The organism is Nonomuraea terrae (assembly GCF_044465245.1).
Classification (GTDB): Bacteria; Actinomycetota; Actinomycetes; order Streptosporangiales; family Streptosporangiaceae; genus Nonomuraea; species Nonomuraea terrae.
Genome location: NZ_JBITLL010000005.1, coordinates 474,652 through 494,987, shown reverse-complemented (window position 1 = coordinate 494,987; position 20,336 = coordinate 474,652). Strand labels below are relative to the sequence as shown.

At 73.2% G+C, this 20,336-nt stretch carries 17 protein-coding genes; 12 read left to right on the top strand and 5 right to left on the bottom strand.

Annotated elements, in window-relative coordinates; all coding sequences use genetic code 11:
- Positions 1 to 206 precede the first annotated feature (206 nt).
- Genes ACIBP6_RS26040 through ACIBP6_RS26030 form a run of 3 tightly spaced genes read left to right on the top strand, consistent with a single transcriptional unit; the run spans position 207 to position 3,259 of the window.
- Entirely contained in the window at positions 207 to 1,583 is a 1,377-nt protein-coding gene (locus ACIBP6_RS26040) for an MFS transporter (protein ID WP_397056154.1), read from the top strand.
- 42 nt (positions 1,584 to 1,625) lie between these two features.
- Entirely contained in the window at positions 1,626 to 2,597 is a 972-nt protein-coding gene (locus ACIBP6_RS26035) for an enolase C-terminal domain-like protein (protein WP_397056152.1), read from the top strand.
- Complete coding sequence (locus ACIBP6_RS26030; RefSeq protein ID WP_397056150.1) at positions 2,594 to 3,259, top strand: class I SAM-dependent methyltransferase; 666 nt, start codon at positions 2,594 to 2,596, stop codon at positions 3,257 to 3,259. The genes ACIBP6_RS26035 and ACIBP6_RS26030 overlap by 4 nt, the downstream gene beginning before the upstream one ends.
- A gap of 117 nt (positions 3,260 to 3,376) precedes the next feature.
- Here ACIBP6_RS26030 and ACIBP6_RS26025 read toward each other — a convergent pair whose 3' ends face one another.
- Positions 3,377 to 4,516: an ROK family protein gene (locus ACIBP6_RS26025; RefSeq protein WP_397056148.1), complete on the bottom strand. Its 1,140-nt coding sequence runs from the start codon at positions 4,514 to 4,516 to the stop codon at positions 3,377 to 3,379.
- Positions 4,517 to 4,623: 107 nt separating this feature from the next.
- Here ACIBP6_RS26025 and ACIBP6_RS26020 point away from each other — a divergent pair, with 107 nt between their 5' ends.
- From ACIBP6_RS26020 to ACIBP6_RS26010, 3 genes are read left to right on the top strand one after another with little or no spacing between them, the layout of a single operon-like run.
- Positions 4,624 to 5,535: a glutamate ABC transporter substrate-binding protein gene (locus tag ACIBP6_RS26020; RefSeq protein WP_397056146.1), complete on the top strand. Its 912-nt coding sequence runs from the start codon at positions 4,624 to 4,626 to the stop codon at positions 5,533 to 5,535.
- Positions 5,535 to 6,179 carry an amino acid ABC transporter permease gene (locus ACIBP6_RS26015; RefSeq protein ID WP_397056144.1) on the top strand — a complete coding sequence of 215 codons (645 nt, stop codon included), beginning with the start codon at positions 5,535 to 5,537 and terminating at the stop codon, positions 6,177 to 6,179. Before ACIBP6_RS26020 ends, ACIBP6_RS26015 begins: the two co-directional genes overlap by 1 nt.
- Positions 6,176 to 6,991 carry an amino acid ABC transporter permease gene (locus tag ACIBP6_RS26010; RefSeq protein WP_397056142.1) on the top strand — a complete coding sequence of 272 codons (816 nt, stop codon included), beginning with the start codon at positions 6,176 to 6,178 and terminating at the stop codon, positions 6,989 to 6,991. Before ACIBP6_RS26015 ends, ACIBP6_RS26010 begins: the two co-directional genes overlap by 4 nt.
- A gap of 91 nt (positions 6,992 to 7,082) precedes the next feature.
- On the opposite strand, the gene ACIBP6_RS26005 is transcribed toward ACIBP6_RS26010, so the two are convergent.
- Complete coding sequence (locus tag ACIBP6_RS26005; RefSeq protein WP_397056140.1) at positions 7,083 to 8,507, bottom strand: LCP family protein; 1,425 nt, start codon at positions 8,505 to 8,507, stop codon at positions 7,083 to 7,085.
- A gap of 232 nt (positions 8,508 to 8,739) precedes the next feature.
- Here ACIBP6_RS26005 and ACIBP6_RS26000 point away from each other — a divergent pair, with 232 nt between their 5' ends.
- Positions 8,740 to 9,600 carry an enoyl-CoA hydratase-related protein gene (locus ACIBP6_RS26000; protein ID WP_397056138.1) on the top strand — a complete coding sequence of 287 codons (861 nt, stop codon included), beginning with the start codon at positions 8,740 to 8,742 and terminating at the stop codon, positions 9,598 to 9,600.
- Position 9,601: 1 nt separating this feature from the next.
- Positions 9,602 to 10,534 (top strand): alpha/beta hydrolase, encoded by a 933-nt coding sequence (locus ACIBP6_RS25995; protein ID WP_397056136.1) that lies wholly within the window; start codon positions 9,602 to 9,604, stop codon positions 10,532 to 10,534.
- Positions 10,535 to 10,670: 136 nt separating this feature from the next.
- On the opposite strand, the gene ACIBP6_RS25990 is transcribed toward ACIBP6_RS25995, so the two are convergent.
- Positions 10,671 to 12,164, bottom strand: coding sequence for an alpha/beta hydrolase family protein (locus ACIBP6_RS25990; RefSeq protein WP_132623452.1), 1,494 nt, complete (start codon positions 12,162 to 12,164; stop codon positions 10,671 to 10,673).
- Between the two features lie 107 nt (positions 12,165 to 12,271).
- Here ACIBP6_RS25990 and ACIBP6_RS25985 point away from each other — a divergent pair, with 107 nt between their 5' ends.
- The 3 genes from ACIBP6_RS25985 to ACIBP6_RS25975 all read left to right on the top strand — a co-directional run bounded on the left by ACIBP6_RS25985 (position 12,272) and on the right by ACIBP6_RS25975 (position 18,561).
- Complete coding sequence (locus ACIBP6_RS25985) at positions 12,272 to 13,381, top strand: exonuclease SbcCD subunit D (RefSeq protein ID WP_397056134.1); 1,110 nt, start codon at positions 12,272 to 12,274, stop codon at positions 13,379 to 13,381.
- The gene (locus tag ACIBP6_RS25980; protein ID WP_397056132.1) at positions 13,382 to 17,557 is read left to right on the top strand and encodes an AAA family ATPase; all 4,176 of its coding nucleotides are present in this window, start codon (positions 13,382 to 13,384) and stop codon (positions 17,555 to 17,557) included.
- Positions 17,558 to 17,676: 119 nt separating this feature from the next.
- Complete coding sequence (locus tag ACIBP6_RS25975) at positions 17,677 to 18,561, top strand: NAD-dependent epimerase/dehydratase family protein (protein WP_397056131.1); 885 nt, start codon at positions 17,677 to 17,679, stop codon at positions 18,559 to 18,561.
- On the opposite strand, the gene ACIBP6_RS25970 is transcribed toward ACIBP6_RS25975, so the two are convergent.
- Positions 18,525 to 19,157 carry a phosphatase PAP2 family protein gene (locus ACIBP6_RS25970; protein ID WP_397056129.1) on the bottom strand — a complete coding sequence of 211 codons (633 nt, stop codon included), beginning with the start codon at positions 19,155 to 19,157 and terminating at the stop codon, positions 18,525 to 18,527. The genes ACIBP6_RS25975 and ACIBP6_RS25970 overlap by 37 nt on opposite strands.
- A 37-nt stretch (positions 19,158 to 19,194) precedes the next feature.
- Complete coding sequence (locus tag ACIBP6_RS25965) at positions 19,195 to 19,362, bottom strand: hypothetical protein (RefSeq protein WP_397056127.1); 168 nt, start codon at positions 19,360 to 19,362, stop codon at positions 19,195 to 19,197.
- A gap of 72 nt (positions 19,363 to 19,434) precedes the next feature.
- Between ACIBP6_RS25965 and ACIBP6_RS25960 the strand changes: the two genes are divergently transcribed.
- Positions 19,435 to 20,325 (top strand): diacylglycerol/lipid kinase family protein, encoded by an 891-nt coding sequence (locus ACIBP6_RS25960; RefSeq protein WP_397056125.1) that lies wholly within the window; start codon positions 19,435 to 19,437, stop codon positions 20,323 to 20,325.
- The last annotated feature ends 11 nt before the right edge of the window (positions 20,326 to 20,336 follow it).

Sequence of the window (20,336 nt, the reverse complement as noted above, 5' to 3'; positions counted from 1 at the left end):
CGTCGCCCGGACGCCCGGCGCCGGAGCGGGGACGGCCACGCGAACGTCCGTCCGAGCAGCGCCACCCCAGCAGGCGTCGACGCCCGAAACTGGAACAGCGGCGTGCCGGACGCGCCGCCGACGGCCCGCATGCCTTGGCCCTAGGCCCATGTGCCTAGGGCCCTCGCCCGATGTGCTGACCTGGGGCGTCGCCCTACGGTGCCGGTATGACGACGACTGTTGAAGCCGAGGCGCCCGCCAGTGTGGTGTCCCCCCGCTACCGGGCGATCAGCATCGGCCTGATCGCCCTGGTGACGTTACAGGCCTTCGAGGCGATGGCGGTGACCACGGCCATGCCCGTGGTGGTTCGTGAGCTGGACGGCCTGTATCTGTACAACCTGGCCTTCAGCGCCTCGCTGGCGGCCGGCGTGATCGCGACGGTCCTGGGCGGGCGGTGGAGCGACGTGCGAGGGCCGATGCAGCCCATCGCGGTGGGCGTGGCCACGTTCGTGGCGGGGCTGCTCATGGCCGGGCTCGCGCCCACCATGGAGGTGCTGGTCATCGGGCGGTTCGTGCAGGGGTTCGGGACCGGGCTGACCCAGGTGGCGCTCAGTGTGCTGGTCGCGCGGGTCTATCCCGCGGCGATGCATCCGCGGGTGTTCGCGCTGTTCTCGGCGGCCTGGGTGGTGCCGTCGATGGTCGGGCCGGCGATCGCCGGGTTCGTGGCCGAGCACGCCGGGTGGCGGTGGATCTTCCTCGCCGTCATCGCGGTCGTCGTGCCCGCCGCGCTGCTGCTCTGGCGCGGCGCCGCCGGCCGCGCCCCGGCGGACGGCATCGCGCCGCCCGCCCCCGGCCTCGGCGGCAAGCTCATGTGGGCCGCGCTGACCGCCGTGTCCGCCGCGCTCATCCAGTACGGCAGCGCGCTCGGCCTGGCCGGCCTGCCCCTGCTGGTCGCCGGCGTCGTCCTGCTCGCCGTGGCGCTGCCCCGGCTGCTGCCGGCCGGCGCGCTGCGGGCCGCCCGCGGCCTGCCGACCGCGCCGCTGCTGCGCGGCCTGGCCTTCGGCTCGTACACGGCCGCCGAGGTGCTCATCCCGCTCATGCTCAAGGACGCGCGCGGCCTCAGCGCCGCCGGCGCCGGTGTCGTGCTCACGGTAGGGGCGCTCGGCTGGTCGCTCGGCTCCTGGGTCAAGGGCCGCGGCACGATGGGCGACATGGCCGCGATCCGCGGCGGCGCCGCCATGATCGCCGCCGGGGTCGCGCTGGTCATGCTCGTGCTCGTCGACGCCGTCCCGCTCGCGGTCGCGTACGCCGCCATGGCCGTCGCCGGGTTCGGCATCGGCACCCTGCACCCCACGGTCTCCGTCCTGGTGCTGCGCATGTCGAAGGAGGGTGAGGAGGGCCGCAACAGCGCGGCCGTCGGCGTGGGAGAGTCGGTGTTCACGGTGGTGGCGGTCGCGGTCAGCGGCGCCCTGTTCACCGCCGCCGGGCAGCACCACGCGGCCGGGCTGGCCGTCGCCGTGGCCCTCGCGGTGGCGGGCGCTGTGCTGGCCCCCCGTTTCGTGCATTCCTCCGCACCGGGCACTATGGAGAGGACCGCGTCATAAGGGGGGTACATGCCGCGCGTGCGGGAGTTCGAGGTTTTCCGATTGCCCCTGCCCCATGGCAGGAAGTCGGAGAGCCTGCTCGTCAAGCTCACCGACCACGGCGGCATGACCGGGTGGGGTGAGACCACCGCGCCCCCGCCCAAGACCTGGTCCCGGCTGGAGGAGACGCTCGGGGCGCTGCTCATCGGGGTCGACTGGGAGCATCCCGACACCGTGCCGAGCGGCGACACCGCGGTCGACATGGCCTGCTGGGACCTGTGGACGAAGATGCGCGGCGTGCCGCTCGCCGAGGCGATCGGCGGCACCCGCACCTCCCTCATGGCGACCGTCCGGCTCGTTCCCGACCTGTCCGTGGAGAGCCTCGTCTCCCGGGTCAACCAGCAGATCTGCGCCGGCTACGGGCACGTCACGCTCGACGTCCGGCCCGGCTGGGACGTCGAGCCGGTGCGGGCGGTGCGGCAGGCGTACCCGGCGCTGACGCTGGCGGTCGACTGCGGCAACGCCTACACCGACCTGGGCCAGCTCGTCGCGCTCGACTCCTACGGCCTGGAGGTCATCGAGCGGCCCTTCCCCGCCACCGACGTCTACAGCCACGCCGCGCTGCAGGACGACGTGGCCGCCTCGGTGGCCGTCGAGGTCGGCTCCACTGCCGAGCTGGACGACTACCTGACCCTGCGGGCGGCGCGGGTGCTGCTGCTGCGCCCGGCCGCGTTCTCGTCGTTGTCGGACGTCCGGCGCGCCCATGATCGCGCCTCGGCGGCGGGCTGGGACATCCAGTGCGCGGGCGGCCAGGGCGCGGGCCTGGCCAGGGCGGCGACGGTCGCGGTGGCCAGCCTGCCGGGCTGCACGCTGCCGTGCGACGTGACGCAGCCGCCGAAACAGAACCAGATCGTCAACCCCATCGTGGGCGCGAACGGCGGCGTCATCGCGGTCCCGCTGACGCAGTCGGGGCTGGGGCACGAGATCGACGAGACCCGGCTGCGCCGGCTGGCCAAGGAGTCGTTCCACGCATGACCCCGCAGCAGGATCCCGAGGCCGACGCGCTCCGGCTGGCCGGGGAGTCGCTGGCGGCCGGTGACCCGACGGGGTGGTTCGAGCGCCTCTACGCCGAGTCGGCGACCGGCGCGGCGACCGTCCCGTGGGACTCGCGGGCGCCGCACTTCCTGCTGGCGGAGTGGGGGCGCGGCCGGGCGGGCTCCGGGCGGGCCCTGGTGGTCGGCGCGGGGCTGGGCGACGACGCCGAACACGTGGCGGGGCTGGGTTACGACACTGTGGCGTTCGACGTGAGCGAGTCCGCCGTGCGCCTGGCCCGCGAGCGGTTCCCGCGGAGCGTGGTCGACTACCGGGTCGCCGACCTGCTGGACCCGCCGGGGGAGTGGCGGCACGCGTTCGACCTGGTCGTCGAGATCATGACCGTGCAGGCGCTGCCGGAGCCGCTGCACGCGCGGGCCGCCGCGGCGATCGCGGACTTCGTCGCCCCCGGCGGCACGCTGCTGGTGATCGCGTCAGGCCGTGAGCAGGGCGAGCCGGTGAGTCCGCCCCCGTGGCCGCTGACCCGGCCGGAGGTGGCCGGCTTCGCGGCGGGCGGGCTGGAGCCCGGCGTGGTCGAGGAGCTGCGCGACGGTGGCCGGTTGCGCTGGCGGGCCGCCTTCCACCGCCCCGCCGCGGCAGGCTGAGCGCCCGCGGTCACCTGCCCGCATCTGAGTGCCCGCGGTCACCTGCCCGCACCGCACACCACGGCCCGGTCGCGTGCCGCCCGTTCATTATTTTGATCTACTTTGTAAGGGCGCCCGCTATGGCCGCGTGACGGCCTCCAGCAGCAGCGTCCCGGCGCCCAGGAGGGCGGCGTCGCGGCCGGCGCGCGCCGGCGCGATCTCCAGGTCGCGCGTGGCGAGCGGCAGGCAGCGTTCCCAGACGGCGGCTCTGATCGAGGTGATGAGCGGTTCGGCCGCCGACAGGCTGCCGCCGACGGCCACCACGTCGGGGTTGAAGAAGTTGACCAGCACGGTGAGCACCTCGCCGATGCGGCGGCCGGCGTTGCGCACCAGGCTGGTGGCCTCGGGAACGGCGTCGTTGACGAGCGTGACGATGTCGGCCGGCCGGGTCACCTCGATGCCGGCCTCGGCCAGCGCGCCGGCGAGGGCGGCGCCGCTCGCGTACGCCTCCAGGCAGTCGGGGTGGCCGCAGGCGCACAGGATCGAGGAGTCGGAGCGCACCCGGACGTGGCTGATGTCGCCGGCAGCGCCCCGGCCGCGGTGCAGGCGGCCGTTGACGACGACGCCGCAGCCGATGCCGGTGCCGGCCTTGACGACCATGAGGTTCTCGCTGCCCGGCCAGTGGCGTGCCTCGCCGACGGCCATGAGGTTGGCGTCGTTCTCGACGAGGACGGGCAGGTCGTAGCGGGTGGCGAGGTGGTCGGCGACGGGGAAGTCGTTCCAGCCGGGCATGCGCGAGGGAGTGACGACGCGGAGGGTGGCCGGGTCGACCGGGCCGGGCACGCCGGTGCCGACGCCGCGCAGCGGGACCCCGGCGGGCACGTGCTCGGCGAGCAGGGCGTCGAAGGCGTCGGCGACGCGGTCGAGGGTGGCGCGGGGGCCGTCGGCGATCTCGCAGGGGCGTTCCTGGATGACGAGGGGGGAGCCGCTGAGGTCGAGCAGGCCGAGGCGTACGTGGTGGGCGCCGAGGTCGGCGACGGCGAGGACGCCGGCCGCGGGTGACAGGCGCAGGCGCCGGGGGCGGCGGCCGCCGCGGGAGGTGCCGGATCCCTCTTCGGCGAGCAGGCCGGCGTCGATGAGCTCCTCGACGCGCAGGGAGATGCTGGAGGCGGCCAGCCCTGACAACCGGGCCAGCTCGGCGCGGGACTCGGCCTTGCCGGTGGCGACGAGTCGCAGCAGGTCGCCCTGTGGCCCCCGCACGGGCAGCCGCTGGTTCATGTGAGATACCTACCACGCACCGACTTGGGCCGACAACGTATTGACTTGCTCCGAAATATCCCACTACGGTCCGGGTTATCTTCGATATCGAAGGAAGTGAGCGGTTCATGAAGAGGTTTGTCGCCGTCGCCGTCGCCTCCGTCTTAGCCCTGGCGGCCTGCGGTGAGTCGAGCAGTCCTGCCGTCCCCGGAGCGGCCCCGAGCAGCGGCGGCGCCGACGTGCTGGCCAAGGCGCCGGTCGCCGCGGCGGCCGAGATTCTGCCGGGCTCCACCATGGAGAAGATCAAGCAGCGCGGCGAGCTCATCGTGGGCGGCTCGCTGGACGCACCTCTGCTCTCCCAGCAGAACCCGGTGACCGGTGAGGTCGAGGGGTTCGACGCGATGATGGGCAAGGCGCTGGCCAAGTACATCCTCGGCGAGCCCAAGGTCAAGATCGTCAACTCGGCGTCGGAGACCCGGGAGGCGCTGCTGGCCAACGGCACCGTGGACGTGGTCTTCCAGACGTACACGATCACCGAGGAACGCGCGGAGCAGGTGGCGTTCGCGGGGCCCTACTACACCTCCGGTCTGACGATCGCGGTGAAGAAGGGCACGACGGGCATCACCAAGCCCGAGGACCTGAACGGCAAGAAGGTCCTGGCCGGCGCGAACACCCCGGCGATCCCCGCGATCGAGCAGGCCGCGCCGGACGCCGAGATCATCACGTTCGGCAGCGACCCGGAGTGCATGCAGGCGCTCAAGCAGGACCGCGGCGTGGCGTACGTGCAGGACGAGACGCTCCTCATCGCCAACGCGCAGAAGGACCCGTCGATCGAGATCGTCACCAAGCCGTTCACCGTGGACCCGTACGGGATCGGGCTCAAGCACGGCGACGACCAGTTCAAGAAGTTCGTCAACGACTGGCTGGTCAAGATCCAGCAGGCGGGTGTCTGGCAGGACATCTGGAAGGGCTCCATCGGCACCGTGGTGACCGGTGAGGCGCCCGCGCCGCCGCAGATCGGCTCCGTGCCGGGGTCCTGATGTCGGTGCTCCTCGACCACCTGCCCGAGCTGTGGCAGGGGCTGATCGTGACGATCCAGCTCACCGCCGCGTCCTTCGCGGGCGCGGCGGTGCTGGGCGTCGTGGTCTGCGCCCTGCGCGTGAGCCCGGTACGGGTGCTGCGCGCGATCGGCACGGCGTACGTGGAGGCGTTCCAGAACCTGCCGCTGCTCGTGCTGCTGGTGCTGGCCTTCTTCGGCCTGCCGGAGATCGGCATCCAGGCCGGCATCCTGACGACGGCGATCGTGGTCATCGCGGTGTACGAGGCCGCCTATGTCGGCGAGGCCCTGCGCTCGGGCGTGAACGCCGTCTCGAAGGGGCAGGGCGAGGCGGCCCGGGCGATCGGGCTGACGTTCGGCCAGTCGCTGCGGTACGTCATCCTGCCGCAGGCGCTGCGCACGGTCGTGCAGCCGCTCGGCAACATCTTCATCGCGACCACCATGAACACGGCGCTGGCCGCGGCCGTCGGCGTGGTCGACCTGACGGCCGCGGCGAACCGGGTGAACCTCGCCGAGGCGCAGCCCATCCCGATCTTCGTGGGTGCGGGTGCGGCTTATGCACTCATTGCCGCCCTGGCCGGATTCGTCACCGGACGGCTGGAGCGCAGGCTGGTGATCCTGCGATGAGCGTGCTGTTCGACGAGCCGGGGCCGAAGGCGGTCAGGCGCATCCGGGTGGCGACCGTGCTGGGCACGCTGGCCGTGGTGGCGCTCGCCGTGCTGGCGGTGCGGCAGTTCGCCGCCAACGGGCAGTTGGACGCGGCGCGCTGGCAGCCGTACGCGACGTGGCCGATGTGGCGTTATCTGCTGAACGGGCTGTGGTCGACGTTCCTGGCGGCCGTGGTGTCGGCGGTGCTGGCGATGGCGTTCGGCCTGCTCCTGGCGCTGGGGCGGCTGTCGCCGCGGGCGTGGGTGCGCGGCCCGTCCGCCGCTTACGTCGAGGTGGTCCGCACGATCCCGGCGCTGCTGCTGGTGTACGTGGTGCTGTTCGCGCTGCCGCGCTACGGGCTGGACCTGCCGCTGTTCTGGAAACTCGTGGTGCCGCTCACGGTGTCGAACGCCGCCGCGTACGCCGAGATCTTCCGGGCCGGGATCAACTCGGTGGAGCGCGGCCAGATGGAGGCGGGCCTGGCGATCGGGCTGACGCGCCTGCGGGCGATGCTGCTGGTCGTGCTGCCGCAGGCGGCCCGGCGGGTGCTGCCGTCGCTGGTCAGCCAGTCGGTCGGCCTGCTGAAGGACACCTCGCTCGGCTTCGTCGTCAGTTACGGCGAGCTGCTCTACAGCGGGAAGGTCCTGGCCGCCTACAACGGCCTGCTCATCCAGACGTACCTGGTGGTCGCGCTGATCTACCTGGTGGTCAACATGTCGCTGTCCAAGCTGGCCCGGGTGCTGGAGGCCCGTCAGTCCGTCACCCTCAGGAGGAGGACCGGGGGCGCCTGACCCCGCCGGGCTGGGGCAAGCCGTTCCAGACGCCGGCCTGCCTGGCCGCGCTGACCCTCAGCCTCGCGCGGTGGGTGAGCGGGGGCGGGGGTCAGGTGGTGCCGCAGCCTTCGGTGAGGTTCTTGACCGGGTCGTCGCCGCGGGGCTCGTCGGTGGCCTGCTTGTTCTTCTTGGGGGACTTCGACGGCGTGGCGGAGGCGGCGACGGGGTTGGTGCGGGCCGAGTCGCGCAGGGCCTTGTCGGCGATGTCGCGGATCTTCCCCCAGTCGGGGTAGCCGGTGTTGATGATCGGCGGCACGAACTGCACGCTCGTCACCTCGCCGTTCTTGACCTTCAGCGCCAGCGGCACGAGGTGGCGGAGCATCGGCCGGGGGATGTCGGTCCTGATCAGCTCCTTGGTGGCCAGCGCGATCTGGTTGAACCGGGTCAGCACCGTCGCCGGGTCGGCCTGTTCGAGCAGCGCGCCGAGCACGCACCGCTGGCGGCGCATGCGGGTGAAGTCGTCGCTGTAGGTGCGCGAGCGGGCGTACCACATCGCGTCGGCGCCCTTGAGCTTGCGCGTGCCGGCCTTGACCAGGCCCTCGTTGTACCTGCCGAAGACGACGTCCTGCTCGACGGTGATGGTGACGCCGCCGATGGCGTCGATGAGGCGGGCGAAACCCCACATGTTGACCAGGGCGTACCAGTCGACCTTGACGCCGAGGGTGTAGCCGATGGTGTCCATCAGCACCTTGGCGCCCTGGTGCTGCTTGCCGCCGAAGATCTCGGGGTGGGCGTCGGCGTACTCCCAGACGCTGTTGAGCAGGTCGCTGCGCCCGCCGCCGGGGTCGGCCGGCAGCCGGAACCCGTCGGGGAAACGCTCGGCCATCGGGGTGCCGGGCCGGAAGCGGACGTCCTCCAGGTTGCGCGGCAGGCTGAACAGCACGGTGTTGCCGGTCTGCACGTCGACGCTGGCGAGGTTCATGCTGTCGGTACGGACGCCGGTCCTGTTGTCGTCGGCGTCGCCGCCGAGCAGCAGGATGTTGACCCGCTTGCGGCCCGCCCACGGGTCCTCCGGCTTGGGGTCGGGCACGGGCGGGTCGCCCGGCTCCTGCGCCGTCGGCTGGAAGATGCGGTCGAGCGCGTCCCTCGCGGCGAGGGTGTACTGCCCGACCACGCCGAACGGCACCACGACCGCGACGGCCAGCAGCCCCGTGAGGACGCCGGTGAGGATCTGCCCGCTCTGGGGGAGCCGGCCGGGCCGCAGCACGACGAACGAGTGCACGATCAGGGCGAACCAGGCCAGGCCCAGCACGGCCGCCATGACGATGATCGGCACGAGCACGGAGTCCTGGGTGAGCGAGCCGGCCAGGGCGTCGCGGCCGTTCACCAGCCATATGCCGAGCAGCGCCAGCAGGAGGGCGGCGTAGCAGGAGATCAGCACGAGGCCGGTCTTGCGCCAGCCGGCGCGCAGGTGGGCGGCCCCGGGCGCGAGTGTCGACAGCACCAGCCACCCAAGGATCGCTCCGGCGCTCACCGGTTCCTTTGCCTGCCGCACGCCTTCCCCGTTTCCCCGTGTGTTCCACCGTAGACGTAAACACCGCCCCACGAGGGGATCCGCTGGTCGCGTCTCCCGCTCGGCAGGGCAGGGGGCGGCCGCAGGGCGGAGCCCCCGCATCAATCATGGATTGAGGCGGAAGCTTACGCCGCAGAGACGAAATATGTCTTTATCGGAGGGTGAACATCAGCGACCGAATAAGATTCCGGTCATGGCCTTCGCTGAGATCGCGTACGAGGTGTCCGACCGGATCGCCACCATCACGCTGCGGCGCCCGGAGCGGCTCAACGCCTTCACCCTCACGATGCGCGCCGAGCTGATCGAGGCGTTCGACCAGGCCGACGCCGACGACGACGTGCGCGCGGTGGTGGTCACCGGGGCGGGCCGGGCGTTCTGCGCCGGAGCCGACCTGGGCGGGGGAGGGGGCACGTTCGCGCATCGGGAAAAGGGCGAGACCGTGGACGGCGCGCCGCGCGACGGCGGCGGCACGGTCGCGCTGCGGATCGCCCGCTCGCTCAAGCCGGTCATCGGCGCGATCAACGGCCCGGCGGTCGGCGTCGGCGTCACGATGACGCTGCCGATGGACGTCCGGCTGGCCTCCGAGACGGCGAAGTTCGGGTTCGTCTTCGCCCGGCGCGGGATCGTCACCGAGGCCGCCTCCAGCTGGTTCCTGCCCCGGATCGTCGGCATCGCGCAGGCCATGGAGTGGGCCGCGACCGGCCGTGTCTTCCCCGCCTCTGAGGCACTCGAGGGGCGGCTCGTCTCGCGGGTGCTGCCGCCCGAGGAACTGCTGCCGGCGGCGTACGCGCTGGCCAGGGAGATCGCCGACCACACCTCCGCCGTGTCCGTGGCGGCCATCCGGCGGCTCATGTGGTCGGGCCTGTCGGCGGCCTCGCCGTGGGAGGCGCACGCGGCCGACTCCCGGCTCATGGCCGAGCTGGGCGGCGCGCCCGACGCGGCCGAGGGCGTGACGGCGTTCCTGGACAAGCGGCCGGCCGGCTTCCCGATGAAGGTGAGTAAGGACATGCCGCCCGGCCTCCCGTCATGGCCGGACAATCCATATGGTGTCTAGCATGTACGAGATCACCGTCCTGCCCATGCCCGACGACTTCGAGGGCGAGGTCGTGGCGACGCTGGTGTCGAGGAAGGCCGCGGCCGGCTCCCGCAGGGCGGTGCTCTACCTGCACGGCTTCACCGACTACTTCTTCCAGGACCACCTGGCCGACCACTACGTCGAGCGCGGCATCGACTTCTACGCGCTCGACCTGCGCAAGTACGGCCGCTCGCTGCTGCCCCACCAGACCAGGGGCCTGATCAGGAGCGTCACCGACTACTTCCCCGAGATCGACGAGGCCGTGCGCATCATCCGGCGCGACCACGACGAGCTGACCGTCAACGCCCACTCCACCGGCGGCCTGATCACGGCGCTGTGGGCCGACCGGGTCCGCGGCCGGGGCCTGGTGCAGGGGCTCGTGCTCAACAGCCCGTTCTTCGACCTGAACGTGTCCACGCCGATGCGGCTGGCCGCCGACCTGCTGAAGACGCCGCTGTCGTACACGCGGTGGGTGCTGCCGCTGGGCGTCAACACCGTCTACGGGCGGTCGCTGCACCGCAGCGAGGGCGGCGAGTGGGACTACGACCTGGAGCTCAAGCCGCTCGGCGGCTTCTCCGTGCACGCGATGTGGCTGGCCGCCATCCGCCGGGCGCAGCGCCGGCTGCACGCCGGGCTGTCGGTGGACGTGCCGGTGCTCGTGCTCGCCTGCGCCGCGGGGTTGCGCGTACGCGATTTCGTGCCCGAGGCGCGCTCGGCCGACGTGGTGCTCGACCCGCGGCATATGGCCCGCTGGGCCACCGCGGTGGGGCCGCACGTGACGTGCGTACGCGTCAAGGACGGCGTGCACGACCTCGTGCTGTCGTCCGAGCCGGTGCGCAAGCAGGTCTTCTCCGAGATCGACCGCTGGATGCAGGCCTACCTTGAGCCGCGTTCAGCGGCTCAAGGCACGTAGCGGGGTTTGCACTTACCTTGAGCCGCGTTCAGCGGCTCAAGGCACGTAGCGGGGTTCGCACTTACCTTGAGCCGCGTCCAGCGGCTCAAGGCACGTAGCGGGGTTCGCACCTCTGTCTTCCAGGGGAAACGAGTGTCTACCAGGGGAACGAGAACAACCCGTAGTAGGCCGCGGCCACCATCAGCAGGCCGGTGCCGCCGAGCACGCCGCCGACCGTGACGTACTGCCACCGGCTCGGCTGCAGGCCCTCGCGCAGCGCCGACACGTACGCCGCCACCGCCGTGACCTCCTGGATCAGCATGAGCACGGCCAGCAGCCGCACCACCAGCCAGCCGGCCAGCACCGCCGGCCAGGCGCCGGCCTGGTTGACGGAGAACAGCACCAGCAGCGTGATGAACGCCACCACGGAGGCGAGCAGGCCGAGGCTCGTCCACGCCATCCGGGTCAGCCGGCGCCGGATCGGCGGCCACAACCGGGCGTTGGTCTCCTCGAGCGTCTGACGGCGGTGGCGCAGGCGGACCACCATGGCGGCGACCGGGCCGGCGACGTAGCCGACGGCGGCCAGGCAGATCGTCAGGCCGAGCATGGTGCCGCCGGCGTACCAGGGGGCGGCGGGCACGTCGCTGGCCTCGAACCGCTGCACCGGGGTGGCGCCCGCCATGTGCACCGCGGGCTTGGCCGTGCCGGGCAGGCCGAGGATCCAGTTGGCCAGGGTCTCCAGGTAGCCCTGGGTGAAGTCGCCGCCGTTGACGCGCATGGCGTGGTCGCCGTTCGCCATGAAGCGGATCGTGTAGTCGTCGTTGCCCGCCTTGCCGAGCGCGGTAATGAGTGCCTTGGTCGACTCGACGAACGGGATCGAGGGGTCGGTGGTGCCGTAGAAGGCGAGGACCGGCTGCTTGACCTGGCTTAACGCGGGCATCGCGTCGTAGCGCAGGAAGTCGAAGCCGACCGCGCCCATGCCCCTGGTCAGCAGGTCGCGGGCGCCGATCGGGGCGCGCAGGCGCAGCACCTGCTCGTTGAGCGCCCAGGCGACCTGGCGCAGCGGGGAGACGTTCGGGGAGGAGACCAGCACCATGTAGCCCACCGACGAGCTCTTGGCCGCGGCGATCGGCACCACCCAGCCGCCCTCGCTGACGCCCCACACCCCGACCCGCTCGGGGTCGACCTCGGGGCGCGTGCGCAGGTATTCGACCATCCGCAGCACGTCGTCGGCGAGGAGCGCGAAGTCGCGGTCGCGGAAGTTGTAGCCGATCGTGCGCTTGTCGAACGCGATCGTCGCCACGCCCGCCTTGGCCAGGAACTCCGCCTGCGGCGTGAACTCTGTACGCGAGCCGTTGCCCGACCCCGACACGAACACCATGGCCGGATGCCGTCCAGGCGTCAGCGGCACCCGGAGCGTGCCCTCCAGACGCTGGCCCTCCGCCGCGATCGAGATCTCCTCGTCACGGATGGGCTGCACCGCCGCCACCGGCCTGAGCTCGGCGACCGGCTGGGCCGGGATGGACTGGAAGGCCGGATCGGCCTTGAGCGGCGGCGGGTCGAACGCGGGCGGCAGGACGTAACCGACGGCCGCGAGAGCCACCAGCACCAGGCCGGCGGCGACGCTCAAGGTGCCACGGCCAGTGCGCATTGGCCTCCCCATGTGCGTTGGTTTGCCCGCTGATCATCCAGCCTACTCCCGGCGGGTGTGGCAGGAGGGGCCACTTTTGTCGGCGGGAGCTGTTAGCTTCCTGCGACATGCGGATCCTGCACACCTCCGACTGGCACCTCGGGCGCTCCTTCCACCGTGAGAGCCTGCTGGCCGGGCAGGCCGCGTTCGTCGATCACCTGGTCGAGACGGTGCGGGCCGAGCGGGTCGACGTGGTGGCCGTCGCCGGCGACGTCTACGACCGGGCGCTGCCGCCGGTCGACGCGGTGGCGCTGCTCGACGAGGCGCTCGCCCGGGTGCGCGCGGCCGGGGCGCGGGTGGTGCTGATCAGCGGCAACCACGACTCGGCGCTGCGGCTGCGGTTCGGCTCGGCGCTGTTCGACGCCGCCGGGGTGCATGTGCGCACCTCACCCGAGCAGTCCTGGGAGCCGGTGGTGGTCGACGACGTCGCCTTCTACGGCATCCCGTACCTGGAGCCGGAGCTGGTGCGGGCCGCCTGGGAGCTGCCCGACCGCAGCCACACCGCCGCGATCTCCCACGCGATGGGCCGCATCCGCGCCGACGCCGGCCGGCACCGCGCGGCCGTGGTGCTGTCGCACTGCTTCGTCATCGGTGGGCAGGCCAGCGACAGCGAGCGCGACATCAGCGTGGGCGGGGTGGCCTACGTGCCGCTGTCCGCCTTCGACGGGGTCGACTACGTCGCGCTCGGCCACCTGCACGGGCGCCAGCGCATGTCCGAGACCGTCCGCTACTCCGGCTCGCCGCTGGCCTACTCCTTCTCCGAGGCCGGCCACGTCAAGGGGTCGTGGCTGGTCACACTGGGCGGCGAGGTGGAGTTCGTGCCCGCGCCGGTGCCCCGCCCGATCGGCCGGCTCCGCGGGGCCCTCGACGACCTGCTGACCGAGCCCCGCCACGCCGCCTACGAAGACCACTGGCTGCAGGTCACGCTCACCGACGCCGTCCGTCCCAAGTCGGCGATGGAGCGGCTGCGCGCCCGCTTCCCCCACACCCTCGCCCTCTCCTTCGACCCGGTCGGCGCCGTCCCCGCCGCGCAGCACGCGCGCGTCAGCGGGCGGCCGGAGACGGAGGTCGCCCTCGACTTCGTCCGCGAGGTGCGCGGCGAGCCTGCCGCGCCCGAGGAGGAAACCCTGCTAAGACAGGCGATCGAGGCATCCCGGGTGAAGGAGACGATGGCGTAGATGCGGCCGCACCGGCTCTCGCTGACGGCGTTCGGGTCCTTTCCCGGCACCGAGACGGTCGACTTCGACGCCCTGGCCGAGGCCGGGCTCTTCCTCGTCCACGGGCCCACGGGGGCGGGCAAGACCACGATCCTCGACGCCCTCTGCTTCGCCCTCTACGGCCAGGTGCCCGGCCAGCGCAACAGCGCCCGCAGCCTGCGCTGCGACCACGCCCCGGCCGGGGCCGGCCCGTCGGTCACGCTGGAGGTGACGATCCGCGGCCGGTTACTGCGCATCCAGCGCTCGCCGGCCTGGCAGCGCCCCAAGCGGCGGGGCGCGGGCGTCACCGAGGAGAAGCCCAAGGTCATCGTCTCGGAGTGGCAGGGCTCCGACTGGCGCGGGCTGACCACCCGGCTCGACGAGGCCGGCGACCTGGTGGGCGGGCTGCTCGGCATGAACGCCGCCCAGTTCTGCCAGGTGGCGATGCTGCCGCAGGGCGACTTCGCCAAGTTCCTGCGCGCCGACGGCGACGAGCGGGCCAAGCTGCTGGAGCGGCTGTTCAGCGTCAAGGTGTTCACCCAGGCGGAGTCGTGGCTGGCCGAGCACCGCAAGCAGGCCGGGCGAGCGGCCCAGGAGCTGCGCCAGCAGGTCGACTTCGCCATCAGCCGCGTCGAAGAAGCCGCCGGCCCCGACCTCATCGCCACACTCTCACCCCAGCCGGCGGCTGCGCACACCACGGACTCACCGCCTTCCTTCGCGCCGCAGTGCGAGGCCCCGTCCCGCCCGGACGCACCTGGCTCGTCGGTTCGGCCGAACGGCTCCGGAGACCCCGGCGCTGTGCCGGCCTGGCCCGTTGCCGGCACGTCCGCTCCGTCCGAGGCGACCCCGGTGCCGCCGCGGCCCGCTTCCGAGGAGACCGCCTTCGGGTTGGCCGGCGGGGGTGTTGCGTCCCCGACCGCTGGGAGTGCCTCGCGCGGTGGCCACGTCGGGGCCGAGGGGAAGAGCGCCGGGGGTGCGGCCGGAGGGCCGACCCTGGAGGGTGACGCGCTGGGGTGGGCGGGTGCGTTGCTCGATGCCGCGCGGGCCGTCGTGGTGCGGGCCGGTGAGGAGCACGAGGCCGCCGGCCGGGCGCTCCGTACGGCGCGGCTGCGTTTCGACCAGGCAGCCGCGCTCGCCGAGCGCCGGCGCAGGCACGCCGAGGCGCTGGCCCTGCGCCGCAGCCTCGACGAGCGCGCCGACGAACGCGCCGACCTGCAGGCCGTGCTGGACGACGCGGCCCGCGCCGACCGCGTGCTCCCGCTCATCACCGCGGCCAGGCAGCGCGCGGAGGCCGCCACCAAGGCCCGCACCCTGGCCGCCGACGCCCTGGCCCGCGCCCACCCCCTCCTGACCACCCCTCTCACGACGAGGCGAAGCCCTGGTACGGGTGCCGGCTCGCGCGCTGCCGGTACGGACTTCTTGCCCGATCCCTCGCAGGCGCGGGATCCCGGAACCGACGGCTTGCCGGCGGAGGCTGTGCGTGGTGGTGATGCGCTGGCGGGCGAGGGTGCGGAGGCTGTGCGTGGTGGTGATGCGCGGGCGGGCGATGGCGCGGAGGTCGTGGCGCGGCTGGGCGCGTTGGAGCGCGGGCGGCAGGACGAGATCGCGCGGTTGTCCGAGTTGCTGACCGAGGAGGCGCGGCTGTCCGTGGTGCGGCGCGACCTCGCGCGGGTGGCGGCCGAGCTGACCGAGCTGGTGGCCGCCGATGAGGACGTCGCCGCCCGCCTGGCGCTGCTGCCCGGGCTGATCGAGGAGGCCGAGGCGAGGCTGGCCGAGGCTCGCCGGGACGCTGCCCGGATCCCCGCCGTCGAGGCCGTCCGCGACGCCGCCGTTCATCTGGTCGGCGTCGAGCGAGAGCTGGTCGCGCTGGAGGGGGAGCTCGACGCGCTGGCGCAGCGCGCGGCCGAGGTCGGCGCCGCCGAGGCCGAGCTGCCCGCCCGGATCGCGCAGGCCGGCGCGGCCCTGGCGGACGTACGCGCCGAGGCGGCGGCCCTTCCGGCGGCCTCCGCGAACGTCGACGCCGCGCGGGCGCTCCTGGACGCCACCCGTCGACGCGAGTCCCTGGCCGCGGAGCTGGAGGCCGCCAGGGCCGGGCACCAAGGGCTCGTCGACCACGCGCAGGCCCTCCGGGAGCGCTGGCTCGACCTGCGGCAGGCGCGCATCGACGGCATGGCGGCGGAGCTGGCCCGCGACCTGTCCGACGGTTCGCCGTGCGCGGTCTGCGGCTCCGAACACCACCCGCATCCGGCCTCCCCGGCCCCGAGCGCCCCGTCGGCCGACGACGAACACGAAGCCCAGGCCGCCCACGACGCCGCTCTCGCCCGGCGCGAGCAGGCCGAACGCGCCCTGGCCTCGCTGGAGTCCCGGCACGAGGCCGCGGCCGAGGCCACGGCGGGGCTGGACGTCGAGGCCGCCGAAACGCAGGTGCTCCAGGCCGAGCGGGAGCTGGCCCGCCTCCAGGCGGTCGCCGGCCGGGAGCCAGCCCTGGCGGCCGCCCTCGACCGCGTCGAGGGCGAACGCGAGCAGGTCAGAGGCCAGGCCAGGGAGATCGCCGAGGCCCTGGCGGCCCACCGCGCCCACCGCACTCACCTGGAGTCCGAACGCGCCCGCCTGCGCACCGGCCTGGCCCACCAGGCGACCACCCTCGGCCTGATCACCTCCACGGGCGACGGCCTCCGAGCGAGTGCGGCCGCGCCGGACACCGCGACCGGGGACACCGGCCGGCCGGACCATGCGGGTCAGGGCGGAGCTGGGCCCGAGTCGGGCGGTGTTCGGGTGGACGGTGGCGAGGCGGAGGGCACACGCGGGCCCGCGCTCGGTGCGGAAGCGGACGACACCGACTCGGCGGAGCGCGGGCCTGCCGGTGCCGGCGCTGAGGACCCGGCACGTGCCGCTGACGGGGCCGCGGTGCTCGCGGCGGCCGAGCGGGAGTCGGCGAGGTTGCGGCAGGCCGCCGAGCGGGAGGGGCCGCTCGCCGGTGAGGTGGCGCGGCTTCAGCGGGAGCGGACGGAGCAGGAAGAGCGCGGGCGGCGGGTGGCCGCCCGGCTGGCGGCGTGCCGTACCCGGCATGAAGAGCTGAGCGGGGACGCCGGGCGGCTCGGCGCGCGGCTGGACGCGGCGCGCGGCGGCGATGCCACGCTGACCGCCCGCCTGTCGCGGCTGGGTGACGAGGCCGAGCTGCTGCGGGAGGCGCTGGAGGCCACCAAGGCCGCGGTGACGGCCCGCGGTGAGCTGGAGAAGGCTGCGCGGGCGGCCGAGGAGGCGGCCGTCGAGGCCGGGTTCGCGGACGTGCCGGAGGCGGAGGCGGCGTACCGGAGCGCGGCCGAGCGGGAGAGCCGGGCGGAGCTGCTGCGCCGCCTCGACGACCAGCACGCGGCGGTCAGCGGCGTGCTGGCCGATCCGGAGCTGGTCGCCGCGGCGGCCGAGCCCGCGCCCGACCTTCCGGCGCTCGAAACGGAACGGGACGCGCTGGAGGCGGCGTTCACCCGGCTGTCGAGCACGCGCGACCGGGCGGCGGCCAGGGCGCGGCGGCTGGCGGAGCTGTGCGCCGAGCTGGCCGATCACCTGGAGCGCTGGCGGCCCGCGTTCGAACGGCACCGGCTGGCCGAGAGCCTGGCGGCGCTGGCCAGCGGCACGTCCGGTGACAACCAGTGGAGCATGAGCCTGTCGTCGTACGTGCTGGGCGAGCGGCTGCGGCAGGTGGTGGACGCGGCGAACGAGCGCCTCGACCACATGTCCGCCGGCCGCTACCTGCTGCGGCACGACCTGCGCAAGACCGCGGGGTCGCGGGGGCGCGCGGGAGGCGGGCTCGGGCTGCGGGTGGCCGACGGCTGGACCGGCGTCGACCGTGATCCGGCGACGCTGTCCGGGGGCGAGAGTTTCATCACCTCCCTGGCGCTGGCGCTCGGGCTGGCCGACGTCGTGACGGCCGAGGCAGGCGGGGCGGAGCTGGGCACGCTGTTCGTGGACGAGGGCTTCGGCACGCTCGACGAGGACACCCTCGACGGTGTGCTCGACATTCTCGACGGGCTGCGCGACGGAGGACGCGCCGTGGGGATCGTCAGCCACGTCGCGGAGCTGCGGTCGAGGATCACCGCCCAGCTCAAGGTCACCAAGACCCGCACCGGCTCCACGTTGTCGGCGGTGGGGGTCGCCTGAGGCGCCGCCTCCCGGCGGCGCCGCCGGGAGAGTCCGCCGGAGCAGGGGAGGCCGTTGCGGGGCGGGGGTTTTGCGGGGGCTAGATTGATCTGCACGTACGTCCCGGTGAGGAGCGGCTCATGCGTGTGGTGGTGACCGGAGCACATGGCAAGGTCGGCAGGGCGGCCGTCAAGGCGCTGGCCGAGGCGGGGCACGAGGTGACGGCGGTGGACGTCACGCGTCCCGTGTTCGAGCGCCCGGAACCGGGCGCCCCGCGCTACCAGCAGGCGGATCTGACCGACGCGGGCCAGGCGTACGCCGTGACCGTCGGAGCGGAGGCCGTGGTGCACGCGGCGGCGATCCCCGACCCCACCTCCAACCCGCCGCACGTGGTGTTCCAGAACAACCTGATGGCGACGTTCAACATGATCGAGGCGGCGGTACGCCTCGGGGTGTCGCGGTTCGTGAACATCTCCAGTGAGACCGTCCCCGGCTTCTTCTTCCCTGAGCGGCCGTTCCTGCCCGACTACGCGCCGGTGGACGAGGAGCACCCGATCCGGCCGCAGGACCCGTACGCGCTGGCCAAGCACTTCGGTGAGCAGCTCATGGACGCGGCGGTGCGGCGGTCCGGCATCAGGTGCGTCTCGCTGCGGCCGAGCTGGGTGCAGTGGGAGGGCAACTACGAGCGCAACCTGGGCCCGCAGGTCCGCGACGCCGCCGAGAGCGGGGCGGGGTTGTGGAGCTACATCGACGTGTACGACCTGGCGGACGCGATCGTGCTGGCCACCGAGTCGAGCCTGCCCGGGCACGAGGTGTTCTACATCGCCTCCCCGGACAACGCGGGCGGGCACGACTTCGCCGAGGTGCTGCGGCGCTACTACGGGGACAGGATCGAGCTGCGTCCGCTGGCCCGTCCCGACGCCTCGGGCATCTCCTGCGCCAAGGCGCACCGGCTGCTGGGCTGGCAGCCGAAGCGTTCGTGGCGCGACTACCTCGACGACGACGGCCGCGCCCGCGAGCGCTGACCGCCTGGCGCGCGCCGTGCGTAGAGGATCGCCCGGGCCGCCATCACGACGCAGCCGATCCCGAGCAGCAGCCCCCACAGGACGTCGGTGACGAAGTGCATGCCGCGGTACACGCGGGAGAAGCCGACGGCCAGCGGGGCGGCGGCCGAGAGCGCCCAGATCATCACCCGGAGCGCGCGGTTGCGGACGTGCGTGGTCAGGACGAGCGCGACCCCGCAGTAGAACGCGACGGCGGCGCTGACGTGTCCCGACGGGAAGCTGGAGGTGGGCGGCGCCTCGTCGAGGTGTGGGACCGGCGGCCGGTGCCGTCCGACGACATTGGTGGTGGCCAGGAACACCAGCGACTGGCTCCAGACCGCCGCGATCAGGAAGATCGACTCGCGCCACCGCCGGAGGACCAGCCTGAGGACGATCGCGGTCACCGCGGTGAGCGCCACGATGTAAGGGGTGTCCGACAGGCTGCTGCCGAAGTCGGTGAGCTCGTTCCCCAGCGACGTGCGGCCGGCGGCCATGGCCCGGCTCACGGCCGCCTCACCGGTCAGGTGGGCGAAGACCAGTGTGCCGGCGCCGTACGTCAGCGCGGCCATCAGCAGCATCGGACATAAGATCGTCAACGCGTGATACTTCACACGCTCAGTTCCGGACACGGATCTCCTCCAGCGACTCGGGTCGCACTCCTTCGGACAGCGGCGCGGCGGGCTTAAGTCCCAGCGCGCCCCTGCCGAACGGGATCATGACGGGTGCCACCGCGAGGCCGGCGATCACGAGCCTCAGCCCGGGGTGGCCTTCCTCGTTGCGCATTCCTCCATCGCTGCCCAGGCGGGAGCCGCCGACTCCCGCCTGAGATCGATCAGCCGGGGTAGTCGGGAACGCATGTCCCCCACCGTGGCGGTCGTCGCGCACCGCAAGAAGGTCCTCGGCGCAGGTCTGGACGCACTGCGCGTGCTCATCGCCGAACAGGGCGCCGGCGACCTCCTCTGGTACGAGGTCGCCAAGAGCAAGAAGACGCGCAAGAAGGTCCGCGAGGCCCTCGACCAGGGCGCCGAGCTGGTGTTCGTCTGGGGCGGCGACGGGATGGTGCAAAGGTGCGCCGACGCGATGGCGGGCTCGGGCGTGCCGATGGCCATCCTCCCGGCCGGCACCGCGAACCTGTTCGCCACCAACCTCGGCGTCCCCGCCGACCTGGAGGAGGCGGTACGGATCGGCTTCCGCGGGCGGCGCGAGCGGCTGGACCTGGGACTGCTGAACGGCGAGCACTTCGCCGTCATGGCGGGCGCCGGGTTCGAGGCCGAGATGATCGCCGACGTCGACGGGCAGGCCAAGAAGCGGCTCGGCAGGCTGGGCTACGTCAGGGCGGCTGTGCGGCACGTCGGCGGGCCGCGGGTGCCGATGAAGGTCAAGATCGACGGGACGAGCTGGTTCGAGGGACGGGCGAGCTGCCTGCTGCTGGGCAACGTCGGCACGATCACGGGTGGCATCGAGGCCTTCGACGACGCCAGACCGGACGACGGCTGGCTGGAGGTCGGGGTCTCCACCGCCAAGGGGCCGGTCCAGTGGGCGCGGGTGCTCGGCAGGATGGCCTCGGGACGTTCGGACGGTTCGCCGTTCGTCCGGGTCACCCGGGCCAGGAAGGTCTCCGCCCGGTTCGCGTCGCCGCTGACGTACGAGCTCGACGGGGGAGACCGCGGGGCGACCACCCGCCTCAAGGCCAAGGCGGTCCCGGGAGCGCTCACCGTCTGCCTTCCGCCGGCCGGCGAGACGTAGCCCGGACGCGA